The following is a 25,297-nucleotide window of genomic DNA, read 5'->3' on the forward strand; positions in this document are numbered from 1 at the left end:
TTTCGATGAAGAAGTGATGCTGCGTAATGGTTGCTATCGATGTTATTGATGGTTGATTTATTTCAATTAAAAACAATCAGTTAACAATGTTATAAGTGCGTGGTTGCGTTAAACGGAAAAGCTTTTTCCGCTGGCTTGAATAATCAATTTTCTAGATGCATTCAGGCTGAATTTGCTCGTTTTCTGAGCATTTTGTGAATCGAGCCCTCGCTGCTACCAGGCGCGCCGGTGGCAGCGAGCCTGCCCTGTCTGCACTTCAGAGGTTGTCGGCGTCGATGATGGCCTTGGTGAAGTCATGGCGATGTCTCCGTTGCAAGCCAGTGGTCAAGGGGCGGGGGTCCCCTCTGTGTCTGGCTTGCAGTTGAACAGTGCGACTTATCTGGCCTGTGTCGATTACCGGGCCATATCGATGCCCATGTATCTCGATGCATTTCAGACACACTGTGATGCACGGCGATCCTCCCCAGATCCGCCCACCTGTAGGGATCGCCAATGGCAGCGCAGCTGCCCTCAAGACCGGCACGCGATAACCACCGTAGGAGCGAGCTCTGCTCGCGAACAACCCCTAAGCCAGCGCTATCGTTCAGGTACGAAAAAGCCCGCTCAATGCGGGCTTTGATACCTCGGTAGGCGGGTGACGGTGCGCTTCCCCAAACCTCGCGCGCAAGGCTAGGTCGTCCTGACTTCGTTCAATAGTTCCGGGTGGCGATCAAGTATCTTGAGTAGTTTCACCAGAGCCAACGGCGGTTTGGTTTTGCCGTTTTCGTAGCGTGAAAATGCATTGACGCCACCGCCGAAAATCTCGGCCGCTTCACGCTGGTCGAGTGCGAGCTTCTTGCGAACGCTGGCGATGTAGCTTGGATCGACAATCGAAGCATTCACCTGTTTGTTGAATTCCAGCATCGCCGCACTGACGCGGGCCGACTCGGCTACATCGAGAACCGCTTCGCCACAGGCCGGGCAGAAGTCACCGGTAACTGTCGGAAGAATTGTCGACTCGTTCTTGTAGGTGTACGGCAAATCACGGGTGTCATGCACCAGTTCTGACGCTGCACAAGATGGACATTTCATGTTCATAGCTCCTTGAAGGACACGATGAGCACGTCATCAATGACCGTGAGTTTCAGATAGACCTCTCCGGCTTCCGTGTTAGTTCGGTACACGTCTTGCCAAACCTTGTGATCGGCGTGCGTGGTCATGCTCTTGTAGAAGTCTGCCGGGGCCAGCGCCATGACAACCCTGACGATTCCTTCAAAGTCGAATCCCAACGACGCCCCGCCAGCCAGCGCAGACATGGTGGAGCGCACTTTGGCGTTCGAAGACGATGTGTATTGGCACTGATTGTTTTGACGGGGGGATCGTCACCGCCATTTGACGAGGCTATCGTTCTGTCCATTCGCCTTGTGCTGGAAAACGTCGCGCAGGTGATCGACGAAAAGAGACACCTTTGCAGACAGGTTGAGGCGCTCCAGATAGACGGCATAGATGTCTGCAGGCGGCGTTTCATATTCCCCTAATACCTCTACGAGACGACCATCTCGCAGATGACTGGCAAGGTTCCACTCGGCGCGCATCAAGATACCGTGCCCCTCCAGCGCCCAATTCAATGCCACCTCGCCGTCATTGGTGCTGAGGCCACCACGTACCTTGATCGATTCATTTTGCTTACCTCGACTGAACCGCCAGATACCGAAGGCGGCATCGTTCTGGCGCAAGACGATGCAGTTGTGCCGCATCAAGTCCTTGGGCGACTCCGGCGTACCGAAGCGCTCCAGGTAGACGGGTGCTGCGCACAGGCGACGTCGATTGGCGGCGATTTTGCGGGCGATCAGCCGGGAGTCGGGTAACTCACCAAAGCGGATGGCGACGTCGATGGCATCGTCCGGCAGATTGATCGGCCGGTCGGTCAGGTGCAGTTGCACCTCGACTTCTGCGTAGCGCGCCACAAAGGAAGAAATCGCCGGCCCTACATGGGTACGACCGAAGCCCAGCGGCGCGTTTACCCGTAGGAGCCCCTTGGGCTCCGCCCGGCTGCTTGCGATCTGGCTCTCCATTTCCTCAATTTCGCCGAGGATTCGCTGGGCGTTGACCAGATAGAGCTCGCCCTCGGCGGTGAGGCTGATGCTACGAGTTGTGCGATTGAGCAGCCGTACACCCAATCGCTGTTCCAACTGCGCCAGCCGCTTGGAGACCGCTGGTGGCGTCAGGTTCAGCTCACGCGCCGTGGCCGCAAGGCTGCCAAGCCTGACCAACTGGGTGAAGAAGGCCAATTCGGATACCGGGCTCATTAGTAACTCCAAAGAAACAATGAAATAACTTTCATTGTATTACTCAATTTTTGGGAAACCATTAACTTTGACTCCGTGAATTGCCCACACGAACGCTGGGGCATTTGCCCGCCATAGCCCGGTAAAGCCGCCCGGGTGAAACCCAAATCCGACTCACAACAATAATTCGGAGAAAACCATGGCCAAGCGATTCCTAGGAAAGCTCTATGTCCAGGTCCTGATCGGCGTAACCATCGGCATCCTGCTCGGTGTGTTCTGGCCGCAATTTGGTGCCGACCTGAAGCCGGTCGGCGATGCCTTCATCAAGCTGATCAAGATGGTCTTCGCACCGATCATCTTCGCCACCGTTGTGCTCGGCATCGCCAAGATGGAGAACATGAAGGAACTCGGTCGGGTCGGCGTCCGTGCGCTGATCTACTTCGAGGTCCTCTCGACCTTCGCCCTGATATTGGGCCTGGTCGTGGTCAACTTTGTGCAGCCCGGCCAGGGGATGAACGTTGACCCAGCCACCCTCGACACCAAGAGCATCGCCTCCTACACGGCGACTGCGGCGAGTGGCTCCGGCAGTTTCACCGACTTCCTGCTGCACATCATTCCTGCCAGCGTCACCGATGCTTTTGCCAAGAATGAGATCTTGCAGATTCTGCTGTTCTCGACCTTGTTCGGCATCGCCCTGTCTCACCTGGGCCCGCGCGGTAAGCCGATGGTAGATGTGCTGGAAGCCTTTTCCCACGGCATGTTCTACATCGTTGGCATGGTCATGCGCGTCGCACCGCTGGCTGCCTGCGGCGCGATGGCCTTCACCGTCGGCAAGTACGGACTGGGCTCGATCGTTTCGCTCGGAAAACTGATGGCGACCATGTACCTGACCTGCTTCCTGTTCGTGGTCATCGTCCTCGGCTTCATCGCCCGTCTATCCGGCTTCAGCCTGTGGAAGTTCCTGAAGTACCTCAAGGAAGAGCTGTTCACCGTGCTTGGTACCAGCTCCTCGGAATCGGTGGTGCCGCAGCTGATGAACAAGCTGGAGAACGTCGGCGTGTCCAAGCCGGTGGTAGGCCTGGTGATCCCCTCTGGGCTGACCTTCAACCCTGACGGCCAGTGCATCTACTACACCATGGCGGCCATCTTCATAGCTCAGGCCACCAATACCCCGCTTTCCTTGATGGACCAATTGATCGTGCTTGGCGTGTTGTTGCTCACCTCGAAAGGTTCGGCAGGCGTCACCGGCTCCGGTTTCATCACCCTCGCCGCGACATTGGCCTCTCTGGACAACATCCCGGTCGCCGGCATGGTGCTGTTGCTCGGAGTCGACCGTTTCATGTCCGAGGCGCGCGCTATCACCAACACCATCGGCAACGCGGTCGGGACCATGGCGATCGCGAAATGGGTCGGTGCCCTCGACAAATCCCGAATGGAACAGGTGCTGAACGGTACCGACCTGCCGGAACAGAACCAGGCGCAGGAATCATCGGCGCCAAACCACACCGTAAAGCCGGTAACGACAGCCAGCGGCGCCTAGTTCAGCAGGCACGCCAACGCCATACCAACAGACCCGCCTTGTGATGCAGTGAGGAGAATCAAAGTGGATAACGAATCTGCCGTTCAATCGCTTACCGACGTGATGGCCAAGTTCACCGCCTATATCGGCAAGCGCCTGCCGAAAGACGTCAAGGAGAAGACTGCGAAGTTGCGCGCCGCGGAAACCAATTCTCTGGCGATCGAGATCTACGACTCGATGGCCGAGAATCAGGACTACGCGGACAAACTGGACCGCCCGAGCTGCCAGGACACCGGGGTGATCCAGTACTTCATCTCCGCCGGGGCACGCTTCCCGCTTCTGGGCGAACTGGAAGGCATCCTGCAGAACGCGACCCTGGAAGCCACCATAAAGGGACCGCTGCGCCACAACGCCGTGGAAACCTTCGACGAGAAGAACACCGGCACCAACACCGGTTCGAAAATCCCGTGGCTGGACTGGGAAATTATCCCCGACGCCGACTACGCCCTGATCGACGTCTACATGGCCGGCGGCGGCTGCACCCTGCCGGGCTCGGCCAAGGTGCTGATGCCGGGCCAAGGCTACGAGGGGGTGACCGAGTTCGTCTTTGACGTGATCACTTCGCGCGGCGTCAACGCCTGCCCGCCACTGCTGGTCGGGGTCGGCGTTTCCACCTCGGTGGAGACCGCAGCTCGCCTGTCGAAGCGGGCAATCCTGCGCCCGGTGGACTCCAGTCACCCCAACGCGAACGCAGCGATGATGGAAAAGCTTCTTGAGGAAGGGCTTAACGAGATCGGCATTGGCCCGCAGGGGCTGACGGGCAATAGCAGCGTGATGGGTGTGAATATCGAATCCTCGGCGCGCCACCCTTCGACCATCGGCGTCGCCGTCTCCACCGGCTGCTGGGCACACCGTCGCGGCAAGATCCGCATCAACGCCGACCTCTCCTACGACATCCTCTCCCACGAAGGAGTAGTACTGTGAAAAAAGTTCTTTCGACCCCGATCAAGGACGAAGACCTCGCGGCCCTCAACGTCGGAGATGTGGTCTACCTGACCGGCCAACTGGTGACTTGCCGCGACGTGGCGCATCGCCGCCTGATCGAACTCAAGCGCGAACTACCGGTGGACCTGCGTGGCGGGGCGATCTTCCACGCCGGTCCCATCGTGAAGAAGAAGGACGACGGCAGCTTCGAGATGGTGTCCATCGGCCCGACCACCAGCATGCGCATGGAGAAATTCGAGCGGCAGTTCATCGAGGAAACCGGCGTCAAGCTGATCATCGGCAAGGGCGGCATGGGCCCGGAAACCACCGCTGGATGCCTGGAAAATAAGGCCGTACACGCGGTATTCCCCGGCGGCTGCGCAGTACTGGCCGCCACCAAGGTAGAGGAAATCGAACGCGCCGAGTGGCAGGATCTGGGCATGCCGGAAACCCTCTGGGTCAACCGAGTTCGTGAGTTCGGTCCCCTGATCATCTCCATCGACACCAAGGGCAATAACCTTTTCGAGCAGAACAAGGCGCGATTCAACGAACGCAAGGGCGCTGTCATCGAGAAGATCAACAGCCAAGTGCGCTTCATCAAGTGACGTAGGGCGATCTGGGCCGGAGCCGTGATCGCCACCTCTTCAACTGCCTGCGCAAGGAAGGCCATGGACTGGCTACGGCGAGTTTCCGCCCTCCTTGCGCTGGTTTGCGGCGCTTTTCCTCCATTCGCCCATCACTCACTCCGGTCGAATCGGCGACCTACCAACATCTCGACCGTCAGGTACAGGTCTTGCACAGCGTGACCGGTAGTAAGGCTCGATAAAGACCCGAGGGATAAGATTATGCAAAAAGCCTGTCACCACGATCTGCGCAGCGCCTTCCGTGCCTTGCTTGAAAGCCCCGCCTGTTATCACACGGCCTCCGTGTTCGACCCCATGTCGGCACGCATTGCCGCCGACCTGGGCTTCGAAGTCGGCATCCTGGGAGGCTCGGTCGCCTCCTTGCAAGTGCTCGCCGCACCTGACATCGCGCTGATCACCCTAAGCGAGTTCGTCGAACAGGCGACCCGTATTGGCCGGGTCGCCCGGCTGCCGGTTATCGCCGACGCCGACCATGGCTACGGCAATGCCCTAAACGCCATGCGAACGGTGATTGAGCTCGAACGCGCTGGTGTAGCCGCGCTCACACTGGAAGACACACTGTTGCCCGCCCAGTTCGGACGCAAATCTTACGACCTGATCAATGTCGAGGAAGGCATCGGCAAGCTGCGCGCCGCCCAGGAAGTGCGCGACGACAAGGCCCTGTCCATCATTGCCCGCACCCACGCCGGAGTGCAGCCGCTCGCCGATGTTGTCCACCGTACCCGCGCCTACCAGGATGCCGGCGCTGATGGAATTTGCCTGGTCGGTGTGAAAGATTTCACCCATCTCGAAGCAATCGCTGAAAACCTGCGCGTACCGCTGATGTTGGTCACCTACGGGAATCCGGAGCTGCGCGATGACCACCGCCTGGCAGAGCTGGGCGTACGCATCGTAGTGGACGGCCATGCAGCGTACTTCGCGGCGATCAAAGCCACCTATGACAGTCTTCGCGAACAGCGCGGCATCACCATCGATAACGGCCTCAGTGCATCAGAACTGGTGACCCGATACACCCATCCTGAGGACTACATCACCTGGGCGCTCGACCACATGAATGTGAGGGAGTGAGGCTGAACCCTGTACTTGGCCAGGACTTGACGATGCGCTGATATCGCTTCATTAACGCGCAAGTTGCTGGTTCGTGAGGCGCGGCTATGTCAACCAAGACAGTCCCCACCACGCCGCCGGCCTGAACCAACCCGTCTCTTCACACGTCAATAAATGCCCCTTCCAGGGGTATGCCCATCGTGCAAGCCAGTAAGTCGTCATTACTTGCTGGCCCCGCGTTGGGTTTCGCTGCGCTCTACCCAACCTACGGCCGCCAAGCAGCTTTGAGCGCACACACCGTGTAGGGGCGAATGAATTCGCCCCTACACATTTACCTCGCCCTAACGGCCATTCCCCTCGTCGTCCATCCGGACGATTCCCCCTCCAGCGCAACTCGCCAGACTCCTTCGCACCAGGGGCGCTCGCCCCGAGAATCACATGAAGGCAGCGTTATGGAATTCGCATTCAGCGATGAGCAGGAGATGATCCGCGAGTCCGCCGAGAGCTTTCTCGCGGATGTATCCGACTCCGCCGCCGTGCGTGCGGCAATGGCCAGCGACCTTGGCCATGACCCGGCGCTCTGGCAGCGCGTGTGCAGCGAGATGGTCTGGCCGGCCATCCATATTCCCGAAGCCTATGGCGGCCTCGGCTTGGGCTTCGTCGAACTGGCGATCCTGCTGGAGCAGATGGGTCGACGGCTGTTCTGTTCGCCGTTCTTCGCCAGCGCCTGCCTGGCTACCCCGGCCCTGCTGCTGGGCGGGAGTGAGGCGCAGAAAGCCAAATGGCTGCCGCAACTGGCCGATGGCAGCCTGACGGGCACCCTGGCCTACGCCAGCAACAGCCGCAACGGCCTGGACTCGGTACAGGCCAATGTGCGCGAAGAGGGCAAGGGCTTCGTCCTCGACGGCAAGTTGCGCCAGGTGGTCGACGGCCACAGCGCCAACCTGTTGATCGTGGCGGCGCGCGGTAGCGAGGGCATCGGCCTGTTCGTGATACCGGCAGATACGCCCGGCATCAGTCGCAGGCTGGTACCGACCCTGGACCAGACCCGCAAGCTGGCCGAAGTCGAACTCAACCACGTTTACGTCGGCGCCGATGCTGCGCTGGGGGCATCGGGGCAGGGCGGTGAGTTGCTGGAGAGAATCCTCCAACTGGCCTGCGTGGCCCTGGCCGCCGAGCAGACCGGCGGTGCCCAGCAGGCTCTCGACCTGACCCTGGCGTACACCGCCGAGCGCCAGCAGTTCGGTCGCGCCATCGCCAGCTTTCAGGCCATCAAGCACCGCGCCGCCGACATGATGCTGGAGGTGGAGTGCGCGCGTTCGGCGGCCTTGTATGCCGCCTGTGTGGCCGAAGAAGTCCTGGCCGGCAATGGCGACCTGGACGTCGCCGCCGAACTGCCCCTGGCCGCCGCCCTCGCCAAGTCGCGCTGCTCGGAGGCCTTCTTCCATTGCGCGGCGGAATCGATCCAGCTGCATGGCGGCGTCGGCTTCACCTGGGAATACGACCCGCACCTCTACTTCAAGCGCGCCCGGGCCAGCGAAGCCCTGTTCGGCGCGCCGTCCTGGCACCGCGAGCGCATCGCCGTCGCCCTCCTGGGGGAATACGCATGAAGATCAGTTTCAGTGAGGCCGACGAAGCCTTCCGTCGCGAGGTGGCCGGCTGGCTGGCCGACAACCTGCGCGGTGAGTTCGAACAGCTGCGCTTTCGCGGTGGACCGGGCGACGAACACAGCTTTCCCGAGGAGCGTAAGGCCTGGGAGCGCAAGCTGGCGGAAGGGGGCTGGACCTGCGTGGGCTGGGCGCCGGAATGCGGCGGGCGCGGTCTTTCGATCAACCAGCAGGTGATCTTCCACGAGGAATACGCCCGGGCTGGCGGTCCTGGCCGCATGGGGCACATCGGTGAGGGACTGGCCGGGCCGACCATCGCCGCCTTTGGCACCCTCGACCAGAAACGCCGCCTGTTGCCGGGCATCGTCGCCGGCACCGAGTTCTGGTGCCAGGGCTACTCCGAGCCCGCCGCGGGCTCTGACCTGGCCAACGTGAAGACCCGCGCCGTGCTGGAAAACGGCCAGTGGCGCATCAGCGGGCAGAAGGTCTGGACCTCGCTCGCCCACGAATCCGAATGGTGCTTCGTCATTGCCCGTACCGAGGCGGGTAGTTTCGGCCACCAGGGATTGTCGTTCCTGCTGGTGCCCATGCACCAGCCGGGCATCACGGTACGCCCTATCGAGCAGCTCACCGGCACCTCCGAGTTCAACGAAGTGTTCTTCGACGAGGCGCTGACCGATGCCGACAACATTCTCGGCGCGCCGGGCGATGGCTGGAAGATCGCCATGGCCCTGCTGGGCTTCGAGCGCGGCGTGTCCACCCTCGGCCAGCAGATGCTGTTCCAGAACGAGCTGGAAGAAATCATCCAGATCGCCCGCACCAATGGCGCTGCGCGGGACCCGCTGCTGCGCCAGCGCATCGCCGAAGCCTGGGGCGGACTGCGCATCCTGCGCTACAACTCCCTGCGCATGCTTTCCGGTGCCCAGGACGGCGCGCTGCGCCGCGAGGCGATGATCTACAAGCTGTGCTGGGCCAACTGGCACGTGGCCCTGGGCAAGCTGGCCATGGACGTGCTCGGCCCCGACGCCGAATTGCTGGAAGGCGGGCCCTACGAGCTGGGCCGCCTGCAGTCGATGTTCCTCTTCAGTCGCTCCGATTCCATCTACGGCGGCACCAACGAAATTCAACGCAACATCATCGCCGAACGCGCGCTGGGCATGCCCCGCGAGCCGCGCGTACGTGCCTGACCCGAGGACCTTGCATGAGCACTCCCACCTACGTTCCCGGCCACGGCCTGCTGCGCGGCAAGTCGGTGCTGATCACCGCCGCCGCTGGCGCCGGTATCGGTTTCTCCGCCGCCCTGCGTGCCGCCGAGGAAGGCTGCCGCGCGCTGATGATCAGCGATATCCATGAAGGCCGTCTGCAGGAAGCCGCTGCGAAGATCCGCGAAGCCACTGGCCTCGACCAGGTCCATGTCCAGGTCTGCAACGTCACCAACGAAGAGCAGGTGCAGGCCCTGGTGGCCGCCGCCGAGCGCGAACTGGGCGGCGTCGATGTACTGATCAACAACGCCGGCCTCGGCGGCTCGCGCCTGCTGGTGGAGATGGGCGATGAGGAGTGGAATCGCGTCCTCGACGTGACCCTCACCGGCACTATGCGCATGACCCGCGCCATGCTGCCGAAGATGATGGATCGTGGCCGCGGTGTGATCGTCAACAACGCCTCGGTCCTCGGCTGGCGCGCACAGAAGGAACAGAGCCACTACGCCGCGGCCAAGGCCGGGGTGATGGCCCTGACCCGCTGCGCAGCGGTGGAAGCGGCCGAGCACGGCATCCGTATCAACGCCGTCAGCCCGAGTATCGCCCTGCACGACTTCCTGAAGCGTTCCGCGCCCAAGGAGCTGCTGGACCAGCTCGCTTCCCGCGAAGCCTTCGGCCGCGCGGCGGAAGTCTGGGAAGTGGCCAACGTGATGATGTTCCTGGCCAGCGACTACAGCTCCTACATGACCGGCGAAGTGCTGTCGGTTTCCAGCCAGAGGGCATGAACATGTCGACGATCTTCGCGACACCGTCCGCCTTGCTGGAGCACGTCGGCGAACAACTGGGCCGGAGTGACTGGATCAGCGTCGAGCAATCGCGCATCGACCAGTTCGCCGAAGCCACCGGCGACCACCAGTGGATCCATGTCGACCCCGTCCGCGCCGCTGGCGGCCCCTTCGGCTCCTGCATCGCCCACGGCTACCTGACCCTCGCCCTGGTCAACCTCTTCCTGCCGCAGATAGTCGAAGTACGCGGCATTTCCATGGGGGTGAACTACGGCTGCGAAAAGGTGCGCTTCCCCAATGTGGTCCGTGCCGGCAGCCGCGTGCGCGGCAGCGCCCAACTGGTCGCCGCCGAAGAAGTGAAGGGCGGCATCCAGGCCACCATCCGCGTCAGCGTGGAGATCGAAGGTGAGGATCGGCCGGGCTGCGTGGTGGACACCATCAGTCGGTATTACCCCGAGTGAGGGCGATTTCCTTGTAGGGGCGAATTCATTCGCCAAGCAGGCCGCAGGTCTGCCCTGCAAGGCCCGATGGGGCAGCTGCGCTGCCCTTTAGCGAATGAATTCGCCCCCACAAAGAAGCCATAGCCGGCCAACGAATTTCGAGGACAACCCAATGAAAGAAGCCGTAATCGTATCCACCGCCCGCACCCCCATCGGCAAGGCCTTCCGGGGTGCTTTCAACGACACCGAAGCGCCGCTGATGGGCGGCCACGTCGTGCGCGAGGCACTGCGTCGTGCCGGTGTCGAAGGGGGCGAGGTGGACGACGTGATCATGGGCGCCGCCGCCCAGCAGGGCACCCAGGCCTATAACCTCGGCCGACTCTGCGCGGTGGCCGCCGGGCTGCCGTCCAGCGTCGCCGGCATGGCGGTGGAGCGTCAGTGTTCTTCCGGTCTGATGAGCATCGCCCTGGCCGCCAAGAGCATCATGTGCAACGAGATCGACATCGCCGTTGCCGGTGGCCTGGAGTCCATCTCCCTGGTGCAGAACAAGCACAAGAACAGCTACCGCAACCAGTCCGAAGCGGTGCTGGCGCAGGACCCGCGCGCCTACATCCCGATGATCGAGACGGCGGAAATCGTCGCCGAGCGCTACGGCATCTCCCGCGAGGCCCAGGACGAATACAGCTACCAGAGCCAGATACGCACCGCCCTGGCCCAGAGCGCAGGCTTGTTCGACGCCGAGCTGGCGCCACTGACCGTACGCAAGCTGGTAACGGACAAGGCCACCGGCGAGAGCCGCCACGAATCCGTGACCCTGACCCGCGACGAATGCAACCGCGCCGACACCACCCGCGAAAGCCTGCGCGCCCTGGAGCCCGTGTGGCAGGGCGGCCAGTGGAGCGGTGCCGGCCGCTTCATCACCGCCGGCAACGCCTCGCAGCTCTCCGACGGCGCCAGTGCTTCGGTGCTGATGAGCGCGCAAGCGGCTGCCCGCCGGGGCCTGGAGCCCCTGGGCATCTACCGCGGCCTGGCGGTCGCTGGCTGCGATTCCGATGAAATGGGCATCGGCCCGGTGTTCGCCATTCCCAAGCTGCTCAAGCGCCACGGTCTTTCCATGGACCACATCGGCCTGTGGGAGCTGAACGAGGCGTTCGCCTGCCAGGTCATCCACTGCCGCGACACCCTGGGAATTCCCGACGAGCGCCTGAACGTCAACGGCGGTGCCATTTCCATCGGCCATCCCTTCGGTATGTCCGGTGCACGCATGGTCGGCCACGCGCTGATCGAAGGTAAGCGCAGGGGCCTGCGTTACGTCGTGGTGAGCATGTGCATTGGTGGTGGCATGGGTGCCGCTGCCCTTTTTGAAGTGGCATGAGGAGCGTCCGATGATCAGTCCGCAACAAGTACAGGAAACCATGGCCCGCTACGTCGAACTGGTGGACGCCTGCGACATCGACGGCATCGTCGCGCTCTATGCGGCGGATGCCACCGTAGAGGACCCGGTAGGCAGCCCGCCCCATGTCGGCATCGAGGCCATCGACCGCTTCTACCGCGAAGGCCTGGGCCGCGCCAGCGCCCGTGCCCGCCGCACCGGCCCGGTTTCCGCCAGCCACGCCGGCAGTGGCGCGGTGCCCTTCTGCGTGGACCTGGTGTGGAACGGCGCGCCGTGCTCCATCCAGGTGATCGACGTGATGGAGTTCGACGCCGAAGGTCGCATCCGCTCCATGAAAGCCTTCTGGGGCGAGGCCAACCTGGTGGCGAGGGACGCGTCATGAGCCTTGAGGCGCGCATCGCCGGGCTGGAAGCACTGGAAGCCATCCGCCTGCTCAAGCACCGCTACTTCAACGCCTGCGACCTCAAGGACGTTGAAGCGATCCGCGACTGCTTCGCCGAAGGGCGCATCGCCATCGACTACGGGCCGGTGGGCACCTTCCAGGAGCGCGACAGCTTTGTCGCGCTCTACCAGTCTCTGGCCTGCAACGAACGGGTGATCGACCTGCACCACGGCGCCAACCCGGAAATCGAGCTGGCGGGGGAGGGTGAAGCGGTCGGGCGCTGGGCGCTTTACTACTTCAACCTCGACGCCGAGACGGGTGCCACGCGGCAATTGGGTGGGATTTACCGGGATCGTTATCGGCGCATCGATGGGCGCTGGAAGATCGTCGAGACGGTGTTCAGGGCGCACTCGATGGTGGAGGGGAGTTCCCTCTCCCCCAGCCCCTCTCCCTGAAGGGAGAGGGGAGTTAGTCCGCGCAGTGCTCTATCAATTCGTTCAGATGAACTCCGCGTTGCCGGCAGCCTTCATACAATCAGGCGCGAGTCACCCCTCTCCACTTCAGGGGTGAAGAGGCATGCTTTCGGATGCACTGCATTCGGTGCCGATGAACGACTGAGCGCGAAGCGATCAGGCCGGGGCGCAGGGCGGGGGCCGGGGGAGAGGGTTTTCAGTTCACCCCCGCCGCATCCAGAAACGCCGGCTTCTCCCCTCCGCCATGCACACAGATATCCGCACCGCTCACATAGCTGGCCAGCGGTGATGCCAGGTACAGGCACGCATCGCCAATGTCCTCCGGGCTGGCCATGCGCTGCAGGGGAATCCCCGCCGCCACCCGCGCCACGCCCTCGGCATCGCCGTAGTGCAGTTCGGCCTGCTCGGTGAGGATCAGCCCCGCCGTCACGGCATTCACCCGTACCTTCGGCGCCCATTCCACGGCGAGGGAACGGGTCAGGTTGAGCAAGCCAGCCTTGGCTGCGCCGTAGGCGGCGGTGCCGGGAGAGGGGCGGGTGGCACTGACGCTGCAGATGTTGACGATGGCGCCGCCGCCCGGCTGTGCCTGCATCACCCGGTTGGCGAGTTGGCAGAGGTTGAGCGGTGCCAGCAGGTTGAGGCGGATGATGGATTCCGAGAAGCGTGGCGACGCAGTGGCAGCCTCGGCATGGGGCGCGCCGCCGGCGTTGTTCACCAGCACGTCGAGACGGCCGAAACGGTCGACGATGGCGTCCACCAACTGCTGAAGCTGCTCGATGTCGCGCACGTCGCAAGGCAGGAAGTGCACCTCGCGGCCGCCATGGCTCGGCAACTGGTCCGGCGCATTGCGACCACAGATCACCACCTCGGCGCCACAGGCGAGAAAGCGCTGGCTGATTCCCCGGCCCACGCCCTTGCCGCCTCCGGTCACCAGCACCACCTTGCCGCTGAAATCCAATGCATCGCCCATGGTCGCTTCCTCTGAATTGTCGATGGGCAGAGGCTAGGTCGAGCAGGGCGGGGTGCCTACGTCCGGGAGGACTAGGGCCGGTACGGGGAGAACATCTGTGGGGGCACTCCTTGTGGGGGCGAATTCATTCGCTAAGGGCAGCGCAACTGCCCCCAAGGGCCTTGCCGGGCAGACCTGCGGCCTGCATAGCGAATGAATTCGCCCCCACAGAAAAGCTGGACCTCTGCATGGGTTGCTAGTCCTCTCGGACGATGTTGCCCACTGGAGCGCGCCGAATAATCCGGGCACAACAACAAGCCGAGGAGAGTCCCATGGACGCGCGATTGCCAGGGCGTTTCGTCACGCTGCCCGATGGCCTGCGACTGCATTACATCGAGGCGGGAGAAGGCGAACCGGTGGTGTTCATCCATGGCAGCGGCCCCGGCGCCAGCGGCCATAGCAATTTCAAGCAGAACTACCTGGAATTCGCCGATGCCGGCTACCGCGTCATCGTCCCGGACCTGCCGGGCTACGGCGCTTCCGACAAGCCGGAAACCACCTACAGCCTGGACTTCTTCGTCTCCGCCCTTACCGGCCTGCTCGACGCCCTGGACATCCAGCGTTGCGTGCTGGTGGGTAATTCCCTGGGCGGCGCCATCGCCATCAAGCTGGCGCTGGATGCACCGCGCCGCGTCAGCCGACTGGTGCTGATGGCGCCCGGCGGCCTGATGGAGAAGGAGCAGTACTACCTGCAGATGGAAGGCATCCAGAAGATGGGCGCCGCCTTTGCCAATGGCGAGCTGAACGACGCTGACGGCATGCGCCGGCTGCTGTCCCTGCAGCTCTATGACGCCTCGCTGATCAGCGATGAAACCGTCAACGAGAGGGTGGCCGTGGTGCAGCAGCAGCCGCGTTGCGTGCTGAGCACCATGCAGGTGCCGAACATGGCGGCGCGTCTGTCCGAGCTGTCCTGCCCGATCCTCGGTTTCTGGGGCATGAACGACAAGTTCTGCCCGTCCTCCGGCGCCCAGACGATGCTGGAGAACTGCACCAACATCCGCTTCGTGATGCTCAGCGAGTGCGGCCACTGGGTGATGGTGGAGCACCGCGAGCTGTTCAACCGCACCTGTCTCGAGTTTCTCGCGGAGGGCCGGCCATGAGCGAAGTCCGACAACGCGAATTTGGCGAGGAGCTCTACCAGGCCCTGCTCGCCGGTCGCACCCTGGCGCCGCTGACTGAGCGCTGGCCAGAGATCAGCATCGAAGACGCCTACCGCATCTCCCTCTACAGCATCGAGCGCCGTGTGGCGGCGGGCGATGCCATCGTCGGCAAGAAGATCGGCGTCACCTCGGAAGCCGTGCAACGCATGCTCAACGTGCACCAGCCGGACTTCGGTTTCATTACCCGAGACATGTGGTTTGACGACGGCGACAGCATTTCCCTGTCCGGCAACCGCCTGATCCAGCCGCGCGCCGAAGGCGAGATCGCCTTCAAGCTGAAGCTTGACCTCATCGGCCCCGGCGTTACCGAGCAGGACGTGCTCGACGCCACTGAATACGTGATGCCCTGCTTCGAGATCGTCGACTCGCGCATCCACGACTGGAAGATCCGCATCCAGGACACCGTGGCCGACAACGCCTCCTGCGGTGTCTTCGTGCTCGGCCGCGAGCAGGTGGACCCACGCGAGCTGGACCTGCCCAACCTGCGCATGACCGTGTTCAAGAACGGCACGCAGATCAGCGAGGGCCTGGGCTCGGCGGTGCAGGGCAACCCGCTCACCGCGGTGGCCTGGCTGGCCAACACCCTGGGAGCCTTCGGCATCCCGTTCAAGGCTGGGGAAATCATCCTCTCCGGCTCCCTGGTTCCATTGGAGCCGGCTCGTGCCGGCGACCTCTTCGAACTGACCATCGACGGCCTGGGCAGCGCCCGGGTGTCCTTCCGCGACTGACTCCGGGGAAAGAGCATGAGCAAGAAACTCAAGGCGGCCATCATCGGGCCGGGCAATATCGGCACCGACCTGTTGATCAAGATGCGCCGTTCCGAATGGATCGAACCGGTGTGGATGGTGGGCGTCGACCCGACCTCCGAGGGCCTGAAGCGCGCCGCCGAATTCGGCCTGAAGACCACCGCAGAAGGCGTCGACGGCCTTTTGCCCCACGTGCTGGACGACGATATCCGCATCGCTTTCGATGCCACCTCGGCCTACGTCCATGCCGAGAACAGCCGCAAGCTCAATGAGCTGGGCGTGATCATGATCGACCTCACCCCGGCGGCCATCGGCCCGTATTGCGTGCCGCCGGTGAACCTCAAAGAGCACGCCGAGAAACTGGCGATGAACGTCAACATGGTTACCTGCGGCGGCCAGGCCACCATTCCCATGGTGGCGGCGGTGTCCCGCGTGCAACCGGTGGAGTACGGCGAGATCGTCGCCACCGTGTCGTCGCGCTCCGTAGGGCCGGGCACCCGGCAGAACATCGACGAGTTCACCCGCACCACGGCCGGTGCTGTGGAGAAGATCGGCGGCGCCAAGCGCGGCAAGGCCATCATCGTGATCAACCCGGCCGAGCCGCCGCTGATGATGCGCGACACCATCCATTGCCTCACCGAAGGTGAACCTGACCAGGCGGAAATCCGCGCTTCGGTGCTGCACATGGTCAAGGAAGTGCAGCGCTACGTGCCGGGCTACAAGCTGATCAACGGGCCGGTGTTCGATGGTCGCAAGGTGTCGATCTTCATCGAAGTGGAAGGGCTGGGAGACTTCCTGCCCAAGTCCGCCGGTAACCTCGACATCATGACCGCCGCCGGCCTGCGCACCGCCGAGATGTTCGCCGAAGAGGCCCACAAGGGCGCTCTGCAATTGCCCACTCGCTGATTGGAGATACCCACATGAACCTGCAAGGCAAGCGCGTGCGCCTGCACGACATGAGTCTGCGTGATGGCATGCACGCCAAGCGCCACCAGATCAGCCTGGACGAGATGGTCGCGGTGGCCACCGGCCTCGACGCCGCCGGCGTGCCACTGATCGAGATCACCCACGGCGATGGCCTGGGTGGCAGCTCGCTGAACTACGGCTTCCCGGCTCACTCGGACGAGGAATACTTCGACGCGGTGATCCCCAAGCTGAAGCAGGCCAAGGTCTCGGCGCTGCTGCTGCCGGGTATCGGCACCGTCGACCACTTGAAGATGGCCCACGACCTCGGCGTTTCCACCATCCGCGTCGCCACCCACTGCACCGAGGCGGACGTCTCGGGTCAGCACATCGGCATGGCGGCGAAGATGGGGCTGGATACCGTTGGCTTCCTGATGATGGCGCACATGGTCAGCGCGGAAAAACTGCTGGAGCAGGCGAAGCTGATGGAGAGCTACGGCGCCAACTGCATCTACTGCACCGATTCGGCGGGCTACATGCTGCCGGATGAAGTGACCGAGAAGATCGGCGTGCTGCGCGATGGCCTGAATGCGAACACCGAGGTCGGCTTCCACGGTCACCACAACATGGGCATGGCCATCGCCAACTCCCTGGCCGCCATCGAGGCTGGCGCCGCGCGGATCGACGGCTCGGTAGCAGGCCTGGGCGCCGGTGCCGGCAATACGCCGCTGGAAGTGTTCGTCGCCGTACTGGCGCGTATGGGCGTGGAGACTGGCATCGACCTGTACAAGATCATGGACGTCGCCGAGGACCTGGTGGTGCCGATGATGGACCAGCCGATCCGTGTCGACCGCGATGCCCTGACCCTGGGCTACGCCGGGGTGTACAGCTCGTTCCTGCTGTTCGCCAAGCGTGCCGAGAAGAAGTACGGCATCCAGGCCCGCGAGCTGCTGGTGGAGCTGGGGCGTCGCGGCACCGTGGGTGGTCAGGAAGACATGATCGAAGACCTCGCCCTGACCCTGTCGCGGCAGCGTGGGGTGTTGCCGACCTGACGGATCAGGCGATCAAGTCGTCATCACCTGGCCGGTCTTCCTGTGCCAGGTGATGGATGACGTACCAGCGGACGCCCAGCGACGCGCCCAGTGCGGCCAGTACCGTCAGCAGAATCCGAAAGCTTTCCCCGTCCATGATTGCGAATCCGGTTGGTATGGGGGTTCAGCCTAATGCTGCCGTTCGGGGATTGAACAGGTGCAGTTGTGGGCAGGGAGGGTGGAGCAGTTTTGGTAGTTCGAGTCGGGATCGATTGCCCTCTCCCCAACCCTCTCCCTAAAGGGAGAGGGGGCTGCCCGTGCAGGATGGGCAGTGCGTGCCAGGCGCGAGTCACCCCTCTCCTCTTCAGGGAGAGGGGCCGGGGGTGAGGGTAGTCATGCCCCGCACATATCCCTCACACCCGATTCCCACTCCCCCTTCTCCGCGCCTGCGCCAGCAGCGCGGGGCCTATCTCTTCCAGCGGCAACACCTCTTCCGCCGCGCCAATCTCCGCCGCTTCCCTGGGCATTCCGTAGACCACGCAGCTGGCTTCGTCCTGGGCGACGGTGTAGCCGCCGGCTTCGCGGATTTCCAGCAAGCCTCGCGCGCCGTCCTTGCCCATGCCGGTGAGCAGGGCGGCGATCAGGTTGCGGCCGGCGCAGCGGGCGGCGCTGTTGAACATCACGTCCACCGCCGGACGATGGCCGTTGACCGGGGGCGCCTCGGACAGGCGCGCAACGTAGTTGGCGCCGGAGCGGGCCACTTCCATGTGCAGGCCGCCGGGGGCGAGGAGGGCGGTGCCGGGGAGGATGCGGTCGCCGTCGCGGGCTTCGCTGACGCTGATGCGGCAGAGCTTATCCAGGCGGGCGGCGAAGGAGCGGGTGAAGCCGGGCGGCATGTGCTGGGTGATGACCACGCCGGGGCTGTCGGCGGGCAGGCCCAACAGCACTTCCTTGATGGCTTCGGTGCCACCGGTGGAGGCGCCGATGGCGATCAGCTTTTCAGTGCCGACGATGGGCAGGCCGCGTTCGACCGGGCGCTCCATCGCGCTGCGGCGGATCATGCGGGCGCGGGCGGCGACCTTGAGCTTGGCGCGGATTTCCTCGGCGTAGGCCTGCATGCCGTCGGCAATGCCCAGTTTGGGCTTGGCGACGAAGTCGATGGCGCCCAGTTCGAGGGCGCGCAGCGTTGCCTCGGAACCGCGCTCGGTCAGCGAGGAAATCATTACCACCGGTGTTGGGCGGCCCTTCATCAGCTTGTCGAGGAAGGTCAGGCCGTCCATGCGCGGCATTTCCACATCCAGGGTGATGACGTCGGGCGAGTGTTGCTTGATCAGGTCGCGGGCGACATAGGCGTCGGGCGCCACGCCGACCAATTGCAGTTCGTTGTCGGCACGGACGATTTCGCTGAGCAGGCTGCGGATGAGCGCCGAGTCGTCCACCACCAGTACCTTGATCGGCACGTGTTCACTCCTTGAACAGGTCGTAGGGCCCCAGCGCCTCCCCGCGCTTGAGGTAGAGGATGTATTCCAGCTCGCGCTGCAGGATGGTGTCGTTGTGCAGGCTCTTGAGCTTCTTCACCAGTACCTTGCCGCTGGACGGGAAGATATAGACCTTGCGCGCTTCCGCGCCCATCACGTCTTCGGCCAGCAGGGGAATGCCTTCGGTATCCAGGTAGCTGTGGACGAACTCCACGGTGCGCAGCGTGGTATCGACGCGGAGCAGGTCGTTGGGCAGGTTGCCGGCGCCGAACACCTTGGCTTCCAGCTGGTGACGTCGCGCGCCCTGGCGCAGCATCTCGTCGCTGAGCTGTTCCATGATGCGCACCCCGTGGTGGGTGGCGGCGCTGGCCAGGCCGCTGCCGATGCCGGGTTCAGGCAGCATGAACTGATTCATGCCTCCGATGCCTCGTTGCAGGTCGAAGAGGCACACCGCCACGCAACTGCCGAGTACCGAGACCAGCACCTGGTCCTCGGTGGTGGCGTAGAACTCGCCGGGCAGCACCTTGACCGCCGGCAACTGGAAATCCGGGTCGAAGTAGCGGGTGGCGGCAATGGCGCCTGCGGTTTCTCCTTTCATGACGAGGCTCCCGGTACAGGCTGATAGACGGTGCGGCTGACCAGTTTCACCACATGGCTGGCCTGCACGAAACTTTCCGAATGGCCGGCAAAGAACAGCCCGTCCGGCCGCAGCAGGCGCACCATGCGTTCCAGCAGGCGCACCTGGGTGGGCTTGTCGAAGTAGATCATCACGTTGCGGCAGAAGATGGCGTCGAGCCCGCCACTGAGGTGCCAGTCGCGGTCCAGCAGGTTGATGCGGCGGAACTCCACCATCTGCCGCAGCTCCGGCACGACGCGTGCGAGACCGGCATTGGCGCCGGTGCCACGCTGGAAGTAGCGCTTCTTCACCGCCGGGTCGAGCTGGTCGAGGCGCTCGACTGGATAGATGCCGCGCCGCGCGGTTTCCAGCACGCCGGTGTCGATATCGGACGCCATGATCTGCACACCTTGTGCCCGGTCCCCCAGGGCCTGGTGCAGGGCGATGGCCATGGAGTAGGGCTCTTCCCCGGTGCTGGAAGCGGCCGACCAGAAGCGCAAGGGCCGGCTTCGGCGCGAGGGGTCCCTGGCCAGGGCGGCGAGCTGGTCGAAGTGGTGCCGTTCCCGGAAGAAGGCGGTGATGTTGGTGGTCAGCGCATTGATGAAGGGCTGCCACTCTTCGGGATGCTGGTCGAGGTAGGCCAGGTAGCTGGAGAAGGTGCGCAATTCGAGGTGGCGCAGTCGACGTGCCAATCGGCTGTACACCATCTGCTGCTTGCTGGTGGCCAGGCTGATGCCGGCACGACGATAAAGCCGCTCGCGCACCTGCTCGAAATCGTGGTCGTTGTAGCCGAATTCGTGTTCGCCCAGCACCTGCGCATTCATTGCATGACCTCAAGAAACCCCGACGCAGGGCGCCGGGGTGGGTTGGGACTAGAACTCTTCCCATTCCTCTTCCTTGCTCCGCGCCGCGCGGCCGGCACCGCGAGGCGACTTCGCCGACGGCGTCTTCCGTGAGGCATTGCGCGGGGCACCGGCTTGGCCGGCGTGGGCCGGGTCCAGCTTGAACACGGCCACCGACTCGGCCATCAGCCCGGCCTGTTCCTGCAGGGCTTCGGCGGCTGCGGCGGCTTCTTCCACCAGGGCGGCGTTCTGCTGGGTCATCTCGTCCATCTGGCTGACCGCACCGTTGACCTCCTCGATGCCACGGCTCTGTTCGGTGGAGGCGGCGGCGATCTCCGCCATGATGTCGGTGACCCGCTTGATGGCGATCACGATGTCGCTCATGGTCTGGCCGGCCTGGGCCACCAGGGTGTTGCCGTTCTCGACCTTGCTCACCGAGTCGGAGATCAGCGTCTTGATCTCCTTGGCCGCCGCTGCCGAACGCTGCGCCAGGGTGCGTACTTCGGCGGCTACCACGGCGAAGCCACGACCCTGTTCACCGGCCCGCGCCGCTTCCACCGCGGCGTTGAGGGCGAGGATGTTGGTCTGGAAGGCGATGCCGTCGATGACGCCGATGATGTCGGAGATCTTCCGCGCCGAGTCGTTGATGGCGGTCATGGTGCTGACCACCTTCTGCACCACGTTGCCGCCTTCGGTAGCCACCTCCGAGGCGTTCACCGCCAGGGAATTGGCCTGGCGCGCATTCTCGGCATTGAGCTTCACCGTGCTGGTCAGCTCTTCCATGCTGGAAGCGGTTTCTTCCAGGCTGGACGCCTGCTGCTCGGTGCGGGTGGACAGCTCGGCGTTGCCGCTGGCGATTTCGCTGGCGGCGGTGTTGATGGTGTCGGCGGATTCGCGGATCTGCCCGAGCATGCGCGACAGGCTCTGCGCGGTTTCGTTGGAGTAGTCCTTGAGTTCGCCGAAGGTGCCCTGGTAGTCGGCACTGATGCTTTGCGACAGGTCGCCCTGGGCGAGCGCGCCGAGCATCCGCGAGACATCCTTGAGGCCCTTGTCGGCGGTGTCCACCAGGCTGTTCAGGCCGGTGGCCAGGTTGAGGATGAAGCCGTTCTTGCCGGTTTCATCGATGCGCTTGGAGAAGTCGCCAGCCGCCGCTGCGCCGACCAGCGCGGCGACCTCGCGTTCGACCTGAACCTCCAGTGTCCGGTCGGCCCATTCGACGACCGAGCCGAGACGCTCGCCGTCATCGCTGATGACCGGGTTGGCCACGAGGCCAAAGGTCCGTCCGCCGATGTCGATCTGGGTGCGGAAGGTGCTGGTGAAGGTGGCGAGCAGGCGCTTCTGGTGCTCGGGGTTCTTGTGGAACTGGTCGATCGAGCCGCCCAGCAATTTGTTTACGGAGAATGACGGCAGCGCCTTGCGCAGGTCGGCCTCGGCGTTCTGCAGCATGCTGGTGACGGTCTTGTTCATGTAGATGATGGTGCGTTCGCCGTCGGCGATCATCACGTTGGTGCTGCAGTTGTCCAGCGCGCTCTTGATCCGGGTGTTCTCCGCAGCGGCCTGGGCGGCGGCCTTGAGGCGGTCGCGTACGCCGTCGATGGCTTCGGTGATCTGTGCCTTCTTGCCGGGGAGGCGTTCCATGTCCTTGCTGAAGTCGCCGCGACCGTAGGCGGTGACCACGCCCACGACCTGCATCTTCACCGCGATATGGGCGGCCACCAGTTCGTTGATGCCTTTGGCGATGCGCGCCTGGGTGCCGCTGAAGCGGTCTTCCGGGATGACCTGGTCGATCCAGCCTTCAGTGTGCTGGCGGGTCATCTCGACCAGTGCCTTGTCCAGCACCTCGGTGCTGGTGCTCTCCGCCTGCTGCTGGCGCAGACTCTTCTGCAAGCGGGCGAGACTGTCGTAGACCGGCGTCCAGATCGGGTCGTCGCCGGCGCCGATGGATTGGTCGAGATTACCTTCGGCCAGGCCCTGGATCAGGCTGGCCAGGTGTTGTGCGCGAAGCTGAGCTTGTGCTTTTCCGTTGAACAGACCCATGGCTTATCCCCTTGCGTGTCAGGCTGCGGCTGCTTCGACCAGGGCCATTTCGCGGCTGGTCATCAGCTTCTCGATATCCACCAGGATCAACATCCGCTCGGCCACGGTGGCAAGGCCCAGCAGGTACTCGGTATCGAAGCTGGCGCCGAATTCCGGCGGTGGCTTGATCTCCTCGCCCGAGAGGGCGATCACGTCGGACACCGAATCCACCACCACACCGACGATGCGTCGACCGATGTTGAGGATGATCACTACGGTGAACGGGTCGTAGGTGACGTCGGCGAGGTTGAACTTGATGCGCAGGTCGACGATGGGAACGATGGCGCCGCGCAGGTTGATCACGCCCTTGATGAAGGCCGGGCTGTTGGCGATGGTGGTCACCTGGTCATAGCCGCGAATTTCCTGCACCCGGAGTATGTCGATGGCGTACTCCTCGCGACCGAGGGTGAAGGTCAGGTACTCCTGGGCCGGTTGGCCGGCCTGTTCCGCGCTAAGGGAGTTCATGCAGCGCTGCTCCTTGTTGTTTTGCCAGACCCGGCAGGGCGTCGACATCGAGGATCAGGGCGACGCTGCCGTCGCCCATGATGGTGGCGCCGGCGATGCCATCGATCCGGCGGAAGTTCTGTTCCAGGCTCTTGATCACCACTTGCTGCTGCCCGACCAGGTCGTCCACCAGCAGGGCGAAGTGACGCCCGTCTGCTTCGAGGATGACCACGATGGACTGCTCGGCCGGCAGCGGCGGGGTGGATTCGCCGAGCAGGTCGTGCAGCGAGAGCAGCGGCAGGTACTCGCCGCGCACGCGGATCACCGCGCCTTCCTCGCCACCCAGGCCGCGAATGTCGGCGGCTTTGGGCTGCAGCGATTCGACGATGTAGGTCAGCGGGATCACATAGTGGGTGCGTGCCACAGCGACGATCAGACCATCGAGGATTGCCAGGGTCAGCGGCAGGCGGATGCTGATGCGCGTACCGAGGCCGGCGGCCGAATCGATGTCGATGCGACCGCCCATGGCCTGGATATTGCGCTTGACCACATCCATGCCGACGCCGCGACCGGAAAGGTCGGTGACCACTTCGGCGGTGGAGAAACCGGGCATGAAGATCAGCTGCCAGACCTCGGTGTCGCTCATGCCGTCGTGCACCGCCAGGTTCTTCTCGCGGGCCTTGGCGAGGATGCGCTCGCGGTCCAGGCCACGACCGTCATCGCTGATTTGCACGACGATGCTGCCGCCCTGGTGGAAGGCACCCAGGCGTACGGTGCCGCTCGCCGGTTTGCCGGCGGCCAGGCGCACGTCGGGCAACTCGATGCCATGGTCGATGCTGTTGCGCACGATGTGGGTGAGCGGGTCGCTGAGGCGCTCGATCACGCCTTTGTCGAGTTCCGTATGTTCGCCCTGCAGCACCAGTTCCACCTGCTTGCCGAGGCGCGAAGAGGTGTCGCGCACCAGGCGTGGGAAGCGGCTGAAGATGAAGCTGATGGGCAACATGCGGATCGACATCACCGATTCCTGCAGGTCGCGAGTGTTGTGTTCGAGCTGCGCCAGGGCCTGGTGGATGCGCTCGTGCTGGCTCGGATCAAGTGCGCCACCGAGCTGGCCGAGCATGGCCTGGGTGATGACCAGCTCGCCCACCAGGTTGATCAGGCTGTCGATCTTCTCGACGCTGACGCGGATCGAGCTGGATTCGTTTTCCGCCGTTGCAGGTTTGCTGGCAGGCGGTATCGCCGCGGGGGCTGGCCTGGGCGCTTCGGCGACGGTTTTGGCGGGCGCGCCGGGGGCTTCATCGAATAGGCCGAAGGCGCTGGATTCGTCCTGGACGGGCAGGCCGGGAGCATCGTCGAAGAATCCGAAGTCGTCATCAGCGACCGCTTCCGGTGAGCCCGGTGCGTCATCGAAGAAGCCGAAGTCCGCTGCTTCGTCAGGCGTTGGCGCGGCGTCCAGCAACCGGCGCAGACGGGCCACCGTTTCTTCCACCGGCACGCTCGGATCGGGGCACTGCCGGCGATGGGCGTCCAGCAGGCGCATCAGCACGTCACGGGCTTGCAGGAACAGGTCGACCATCTCTGCGCGCAGCGCCATCTGGCCGCTGCGGATGCGGTCGAGCAGGGTTTCCAGCTCGTGGGTCACGGCGGTCAGGTCATCGAAGCCGAACATCCCGGCCGAACCCTTGATGGAATGCGCGGCGCGGAAGATGCCGTTGAGTTCTTCCGCGTCAGGCTGCTGCAGGTCGAGACCGAGCAGCAGCAGTTCGAGGCTTGCCAGGTGCTCTTCGGTTTCCTCGAAGAAGACCTGGAGGAACTGATTCATCCCTTCGCTCATGGGAGGCGCCTTGTGCTGGGATCAGGGGAGGACCTTGCGGGTGACTTCCAGCAGTTTTGGCGGATCGAAGGGTTTGACCAGCCAGCCGGTGGCGCCGGCGGACTTGCCTTGCTGCTTCATGCTGTCACTGGATTCGGTGGTCAGCATGAGGATGGGCGTGGCGCGGTAGCCGGGCAGCCCGCGCAGGCTGCGGATCAGGCTGAGGCCATCCATGTTGGGCATGTTCTGGTCGGTGAAGACCAGGTTGTATGCCTTGCTCTGCGCCTTGCCGAGGCCATCCTTGCCATCTACCGCCTCGTCCACGAGGTACCCGGCGGCTTTGAGAGTGAAGCTCAGCATCTGTCTGATGGATGCGGAGTCGTCAACGATCAGGATCTGCTTGCTCATCAGTGCCGCTCTCCTTGCCGCTTTTTCTTGG

General features: G+C 63.6%; 27 protein-coding genes. 15 read left to right on the forward strand and 12 right to left on the reverse strand.

Annotated features, from left to right (window positions below):
• Positions 1-669: 669 nt before the first annotated feature.
• From E8E95_RS05380 to E8E95_RS05390, 3 genes are read right to left on the reverse strand one after another with little or no spacing between them, the layout of a single operon-like run.
• Entirely contained in the window at positions 670-1,071 is a 402-nt protein-coding gene (locus E8E95_RS05380) for a type II toxin-antitoxin system MqsA family antitoxin (protein ID WP_280348747.1), read from the reverse strand.
• A gap of 2 nt (positions 1,072-1,073) precedes the next feature.
• Positions 1,074-1,307, reverse strand: coding sequence for a type II toxin-antitoxin system MqsR family toxin (locus E8E95_RS05385; RefSeq protein WP_280348749.1), 234 nt, complete (start codon positions 1,305-1,307; stop codon positions 1,074-1,076).
• A 54-nt stretch (positions 1,308-1,361) separates the two neighbouring features.
• Positions 1,362-2,288 carry a LysR family transcriptional regulator gene (locus E8E95_RS05390; protein WP_280348751.1) on the reverse strand — a complete coding sequence of 309 codons (927 nt, stop codon included), beginning with the start codon at positions 2,286-2,288 and terminating at the stop codon, positions 1,362-1,364.
• Positions 2,289-2,466: 178 nt separating this feature from the next.
• Between E8E95_RS05390 and E8E95_RS05395 the strand changes: the two genes are divergently transcribed.
• The 11 genes from E8E95_RS05395 (at position 2,467) to E8E95_RS05445 (ending at position 12,722) form a co-directional block, all read left to right on the forward strand.
• Positions 2,467-3,807: a dicarboxylate/amino acid:cation symporter gene (locus E8E95_RS05395; RefSeq protein ID WP_280348753.1), complete on the forward strand. Its 1,341-nt coding sequence runs from the start codon at positions 2,467-2,469 to the stop codon at positions 3,805-3,807.
• Positions 3,808-3,870: 63 nt separating this feature from the next.
• Entirely contained in the window at positions 3,871-4,770 is a 900-nt protein-coding gene (gene ttdA, locus E8E95_RS05400; RefSeq protein WP_077524645.1) for a L(+)-tartrate dehydratase subunit alpha, read from the forward strand.
• The gene (gene ttdB / locus E8E95_RS05405; protein ID WP_077524644.1) at positions 4,767-5,375 is read left to right on the forward strand and encodes a L(+)-tartrate dehydratase subunit beta; all 609 of its coding nucleotides are present in this window, start codon (positions 4,767-4,769) and stop codon (positions 5,373-5,375) included. Before ttdA ends, ttdB begins: the two co-directional genes overlap by 4 nt.
• A gap of 240 nt (positions 5,376-5,615) precedes the next feature.
• Positions 5,616-6,482 (forward strand): oxaloacetate decarboxylase, encoded by an 867-nt coding sequence (locus tag E8E95_RS05410; protein WP_280348757.1) that lies wholly within the window; start codon positions 5,616-5,618, stop codon positions 6,480-6,482.
• 431 nt (positions 6,483-6,913) lie between these two features.
• Positions 6,914-8,071 carry an acyl-CoA dehydrogenase family protein gene (locus E8E95_RS05415; RefSeq protein ID WP_280348759.1) on the forward strand — a complete coding sequence of 386 codons (1,158 nt, stop codon included), beginning with the start codon at positions 6,914-6,916 and terminating at the stop codon, positions 8,069-8,071.
• Positions 8,068-9,255: an acyl-CoA dehydrogenase family protein gene (locus tag E8E95_RS05420; RefSeq protein ID WP_280348761.1), complete on the forward strand. Its 1,188-nt coding sequence runs from the start codon at positions 8,068-8,070 to the stop codon at positions 9,253-9,255. Before E8E95_RS05415 ends, E8E95_RS05420 begins: the two co-directional genes overlap by 4 nt.
• Before the next feature lie 14 nt (positions 9,256-9,269).
• A complete protein-coding gene (locus E8E95_RS05425; protein ID WP_280348763.1) occupies positions 9,270-10,052 on the forward strand; it encodes an SDR family oxidoreductase in 783 nt (260 codons plus the stop codon).
• Positions 10,053-10,054: 2 nt separating this feature from the next.
• On the forward strand, positions 10,055-10,513 hold the full coding sequence (locus E8E95_RS05430) for a MaoC family dehydratase (protein ID WP_280348765.1): 459 nt from the start codon (positions 10,055-10,057) through the stop codon (positions 10,511-10,513).
• 151 nt (positions 10,514-10,664) lie between these two features.
• Positions 10,665-11,867: an acetyl-CoA C-acyltransferase gene (locus E8E95_RS05435; protein WP_280348767.1), complete on the forward strand. Its 1,203-nt coding sequence runs from the start codon at positions 10,665-10,667 to the stop codon at positions 11,865-11,867.
• A 10-nt stretch (positions 11,868-11,877) separates the two neighbouring features.
• Positions 11,878-12,267 carry a nuclear transport factor 2 family protein gene (locus E8E95_RS05440; RefSeq protein ID WP_280348769.1) on the forward strand — a complete coding sequence of 130 codons (390 nt, stop codon included), beginning with the start codon at positions 11,878-11,880 and terminating at the stop codon, positions 12,265-12,267.
• Positions 12,264-12,722 (forward strand): nuclear transport factor 2 family protein, encoded by a 459-nt coding sequence (locus E8E95_RS05445; protein WP_280348770.1) that lies wholly within the window; start codon positions 12,264-12,266, stop codon positions 12,720-12,722. The genes E8E95_RS05440 and E8E95_RS05445 overlap by 4 nt, the downstream gene beginning before the upstream one ends.
• A gap of 214 nt (positions 12,723-12,936) precedes the next feature.
• On the opposite strand, the gene E8E95_RS05450 is transcribed toward E8E95_RS05445, so the two are convergent.
• On the reverse strand, positions 12,937-13,710 hold the full coding sequence (locus E8E95_RS05450) for an SDR family oxidoreductase (RefSeq protein ID WP_280348772.1): 774 nt from the start codon (positions 13,708-13,710) through the stop codon (positions 12,937-12,939).
• 311 nt (positions 13,711-14,021) lie between these two features.
• Here E8E95_RS05450 and E8E95_RS05455 point away from each other — a divergent pair, with 311 nt between their 5' ends.
• The 4 genes from E8E95_RS05455 to dmpG are packed head-to-tail and all read left to right on the forward strand — an operon-like array spanning position 14,022 to position 17,610.
• Positions 14,022-14,849 carry an alpha/beta fold hydrolase gene (locus E8E95_RS05455; protein WP_280348774.1) on the forward strand — a complete coding sequence of 276 codons (828 nt, stop codon included), beginning with the start codon at positions 14,022-14,024 and terminating at the stop codon, positions 14,847-14,849.
• Positions 14,846-15,637: a fumarylacetoacetate hydrolase family protein gene (locus E8E95_RS05460; protein ID WP_280348775.1), complete on the forward strand. Its 792-nt coding sequence runs from the start codon at positions 14,846-14,848 to the stop codon at positions 15,635-15,637. The genes E8E95_RS05455 and E8E95_RS05460 overlap by 4 nt, the downstream gene beginning before the upstream one ends.
• Positions 15,638-15,652: 15 nt before the next feature.
• Positions 15,653-16,561 (forward strand): acetaldehyde dehydrogenase (acetylating), encoded by a 909-nt coding sequence (locus E8E95_RS05465; protein ID WP_280348777.1) that lies wholly within the window; start codon positions 15,653-15,655, stop codon positions 16,559-16,561.
• Positions 16,562-16,575: 14 nt separating this feature from the next.
• Entirely contained in the window at positions 16,576-17,610 is a 1,035-nt protein-coding gene (gene dmpG, locus E8E95_RS05470) for a 4-hydroxy-2-oxovalerate aldolase (protein WP_280348779.1), read from the forward strand.
• Positions 17,611-17,614: 4 nt separating this feature from the next.
• Here the strand turns inward: dmpG and E8E95_RS05475 are convergent, their stop codons facing one another.
• The 8 genes from E8E95_RS05475 to E8E95_RS05510 all read right to left on the reverse strand — a co-directional run bounded on the left by E8E95_RS05475 (position 17,615) and on the right by E8E95_RS05510 (position 25,266).
• Entirely contained in the window at positions 17,615-17,746 is a 132-nt protein-coding gene (locus E8E95_RS05475) for a hypothetical protein (RefSeq protein WP_280348781.1), read from the reverse strand.
• Between the two features lie 256 nt (positions 17,747-18,002).
• The gene (locus E8E95_RS05480; protein WP_280348783.1) at positions 18,003-19,049 is read right to left on the reverse strand and encodes a chemotaxis response regulator protein-glutamate methylesterase; all 1,047 of its coding nucleotides are present in this window, start codon (positions 19,047-19,049) and stop codon (positions 18,003-18,005) included.
• Positions 19,050-19,053: 4 nt separating this feature from the next.
• On the reverse strand, positions 19,054-19,665 hold the full coding sequence (locus tag E8E95_RS05485; protein ID WP_280348785.1) for a chemotaxis protein CheD: 612 nt from the start codon (positions 19,663-19,665) through the stop codon (positions 19,054-19,056).
• A complete protein-coding gene (locus E8E95_RS05490; protein ID WP_280348787.1) occupies positions 19,662-20,507 on the reverse strand; it encodes a CheR family methyltransferase in 846 nt (281 codons plus the stop codon). Before E8E95_RS05490 ends, E8E95_RS05485 begins: the two co-directional genes overlap by 4 nt.
• Before the next feature lie 48 nt (positions 20,508-20,555).
• Positions 20,556-22,562: a methyl-accepting chemotaxis protein gene (locus E8E95_RS05495; protein ID WP_280348788.1), complete on the reverse strand. Its 2,007-nt coding sequence runs from the start codon at positions 22,560-22,562 to the stop codon at positions 20,556-20,558.
• 18 nt (positions 22,563-22,580) lie between these two features.
• Complete coding sequence (locus E8E95_RS05500) at positions 22,581-23,066, reverse strand: chemotaxis protein CheW (RefSeq protein ID WP_190827640.1); 486 nt, start codon at positions 23,064-23,066, stop codon at positions 22,581-22,583.
• Positions 23,053-24,879: a chemotaxis protein CheW gene (locus E8E95_RS05505; protein ID WP_280348792.1), complete on the reverse strand. Its 1,827-nt coding sequence runs from the start codon at positions 24,877-24,879 to the stop codon at positions 23,053-23,055. Before E8E95_RS05505 ends, E8E95_RS05500 begins: the two co-directional genes overlap by 14 nt.
• Before the next feature lie 21 nt (positions 24,880-24,900).
• Positions 24,901-25,266, reverse strand: coding sequence for a response regulator (locus E8E95_RS05510; RefSeq protein WP_077523849.1), 366 nt, complete (start codon positions 25,264-25,266; stop codon positions 24,901-24,903).
• Positions 25,267-25,297 lie beyond the last annotated feature (31 nt).

Source organism: Pseudomonas sp. BN414 (assembly GCF_029871275.1).
Lineage (GTDB): Bacteria > Pseudomonadota > Gammaproteobacteria > Pseudomonadales > Pseudomonadaceae > Metapseudomonas > Metapseudomonas resinovorans_C.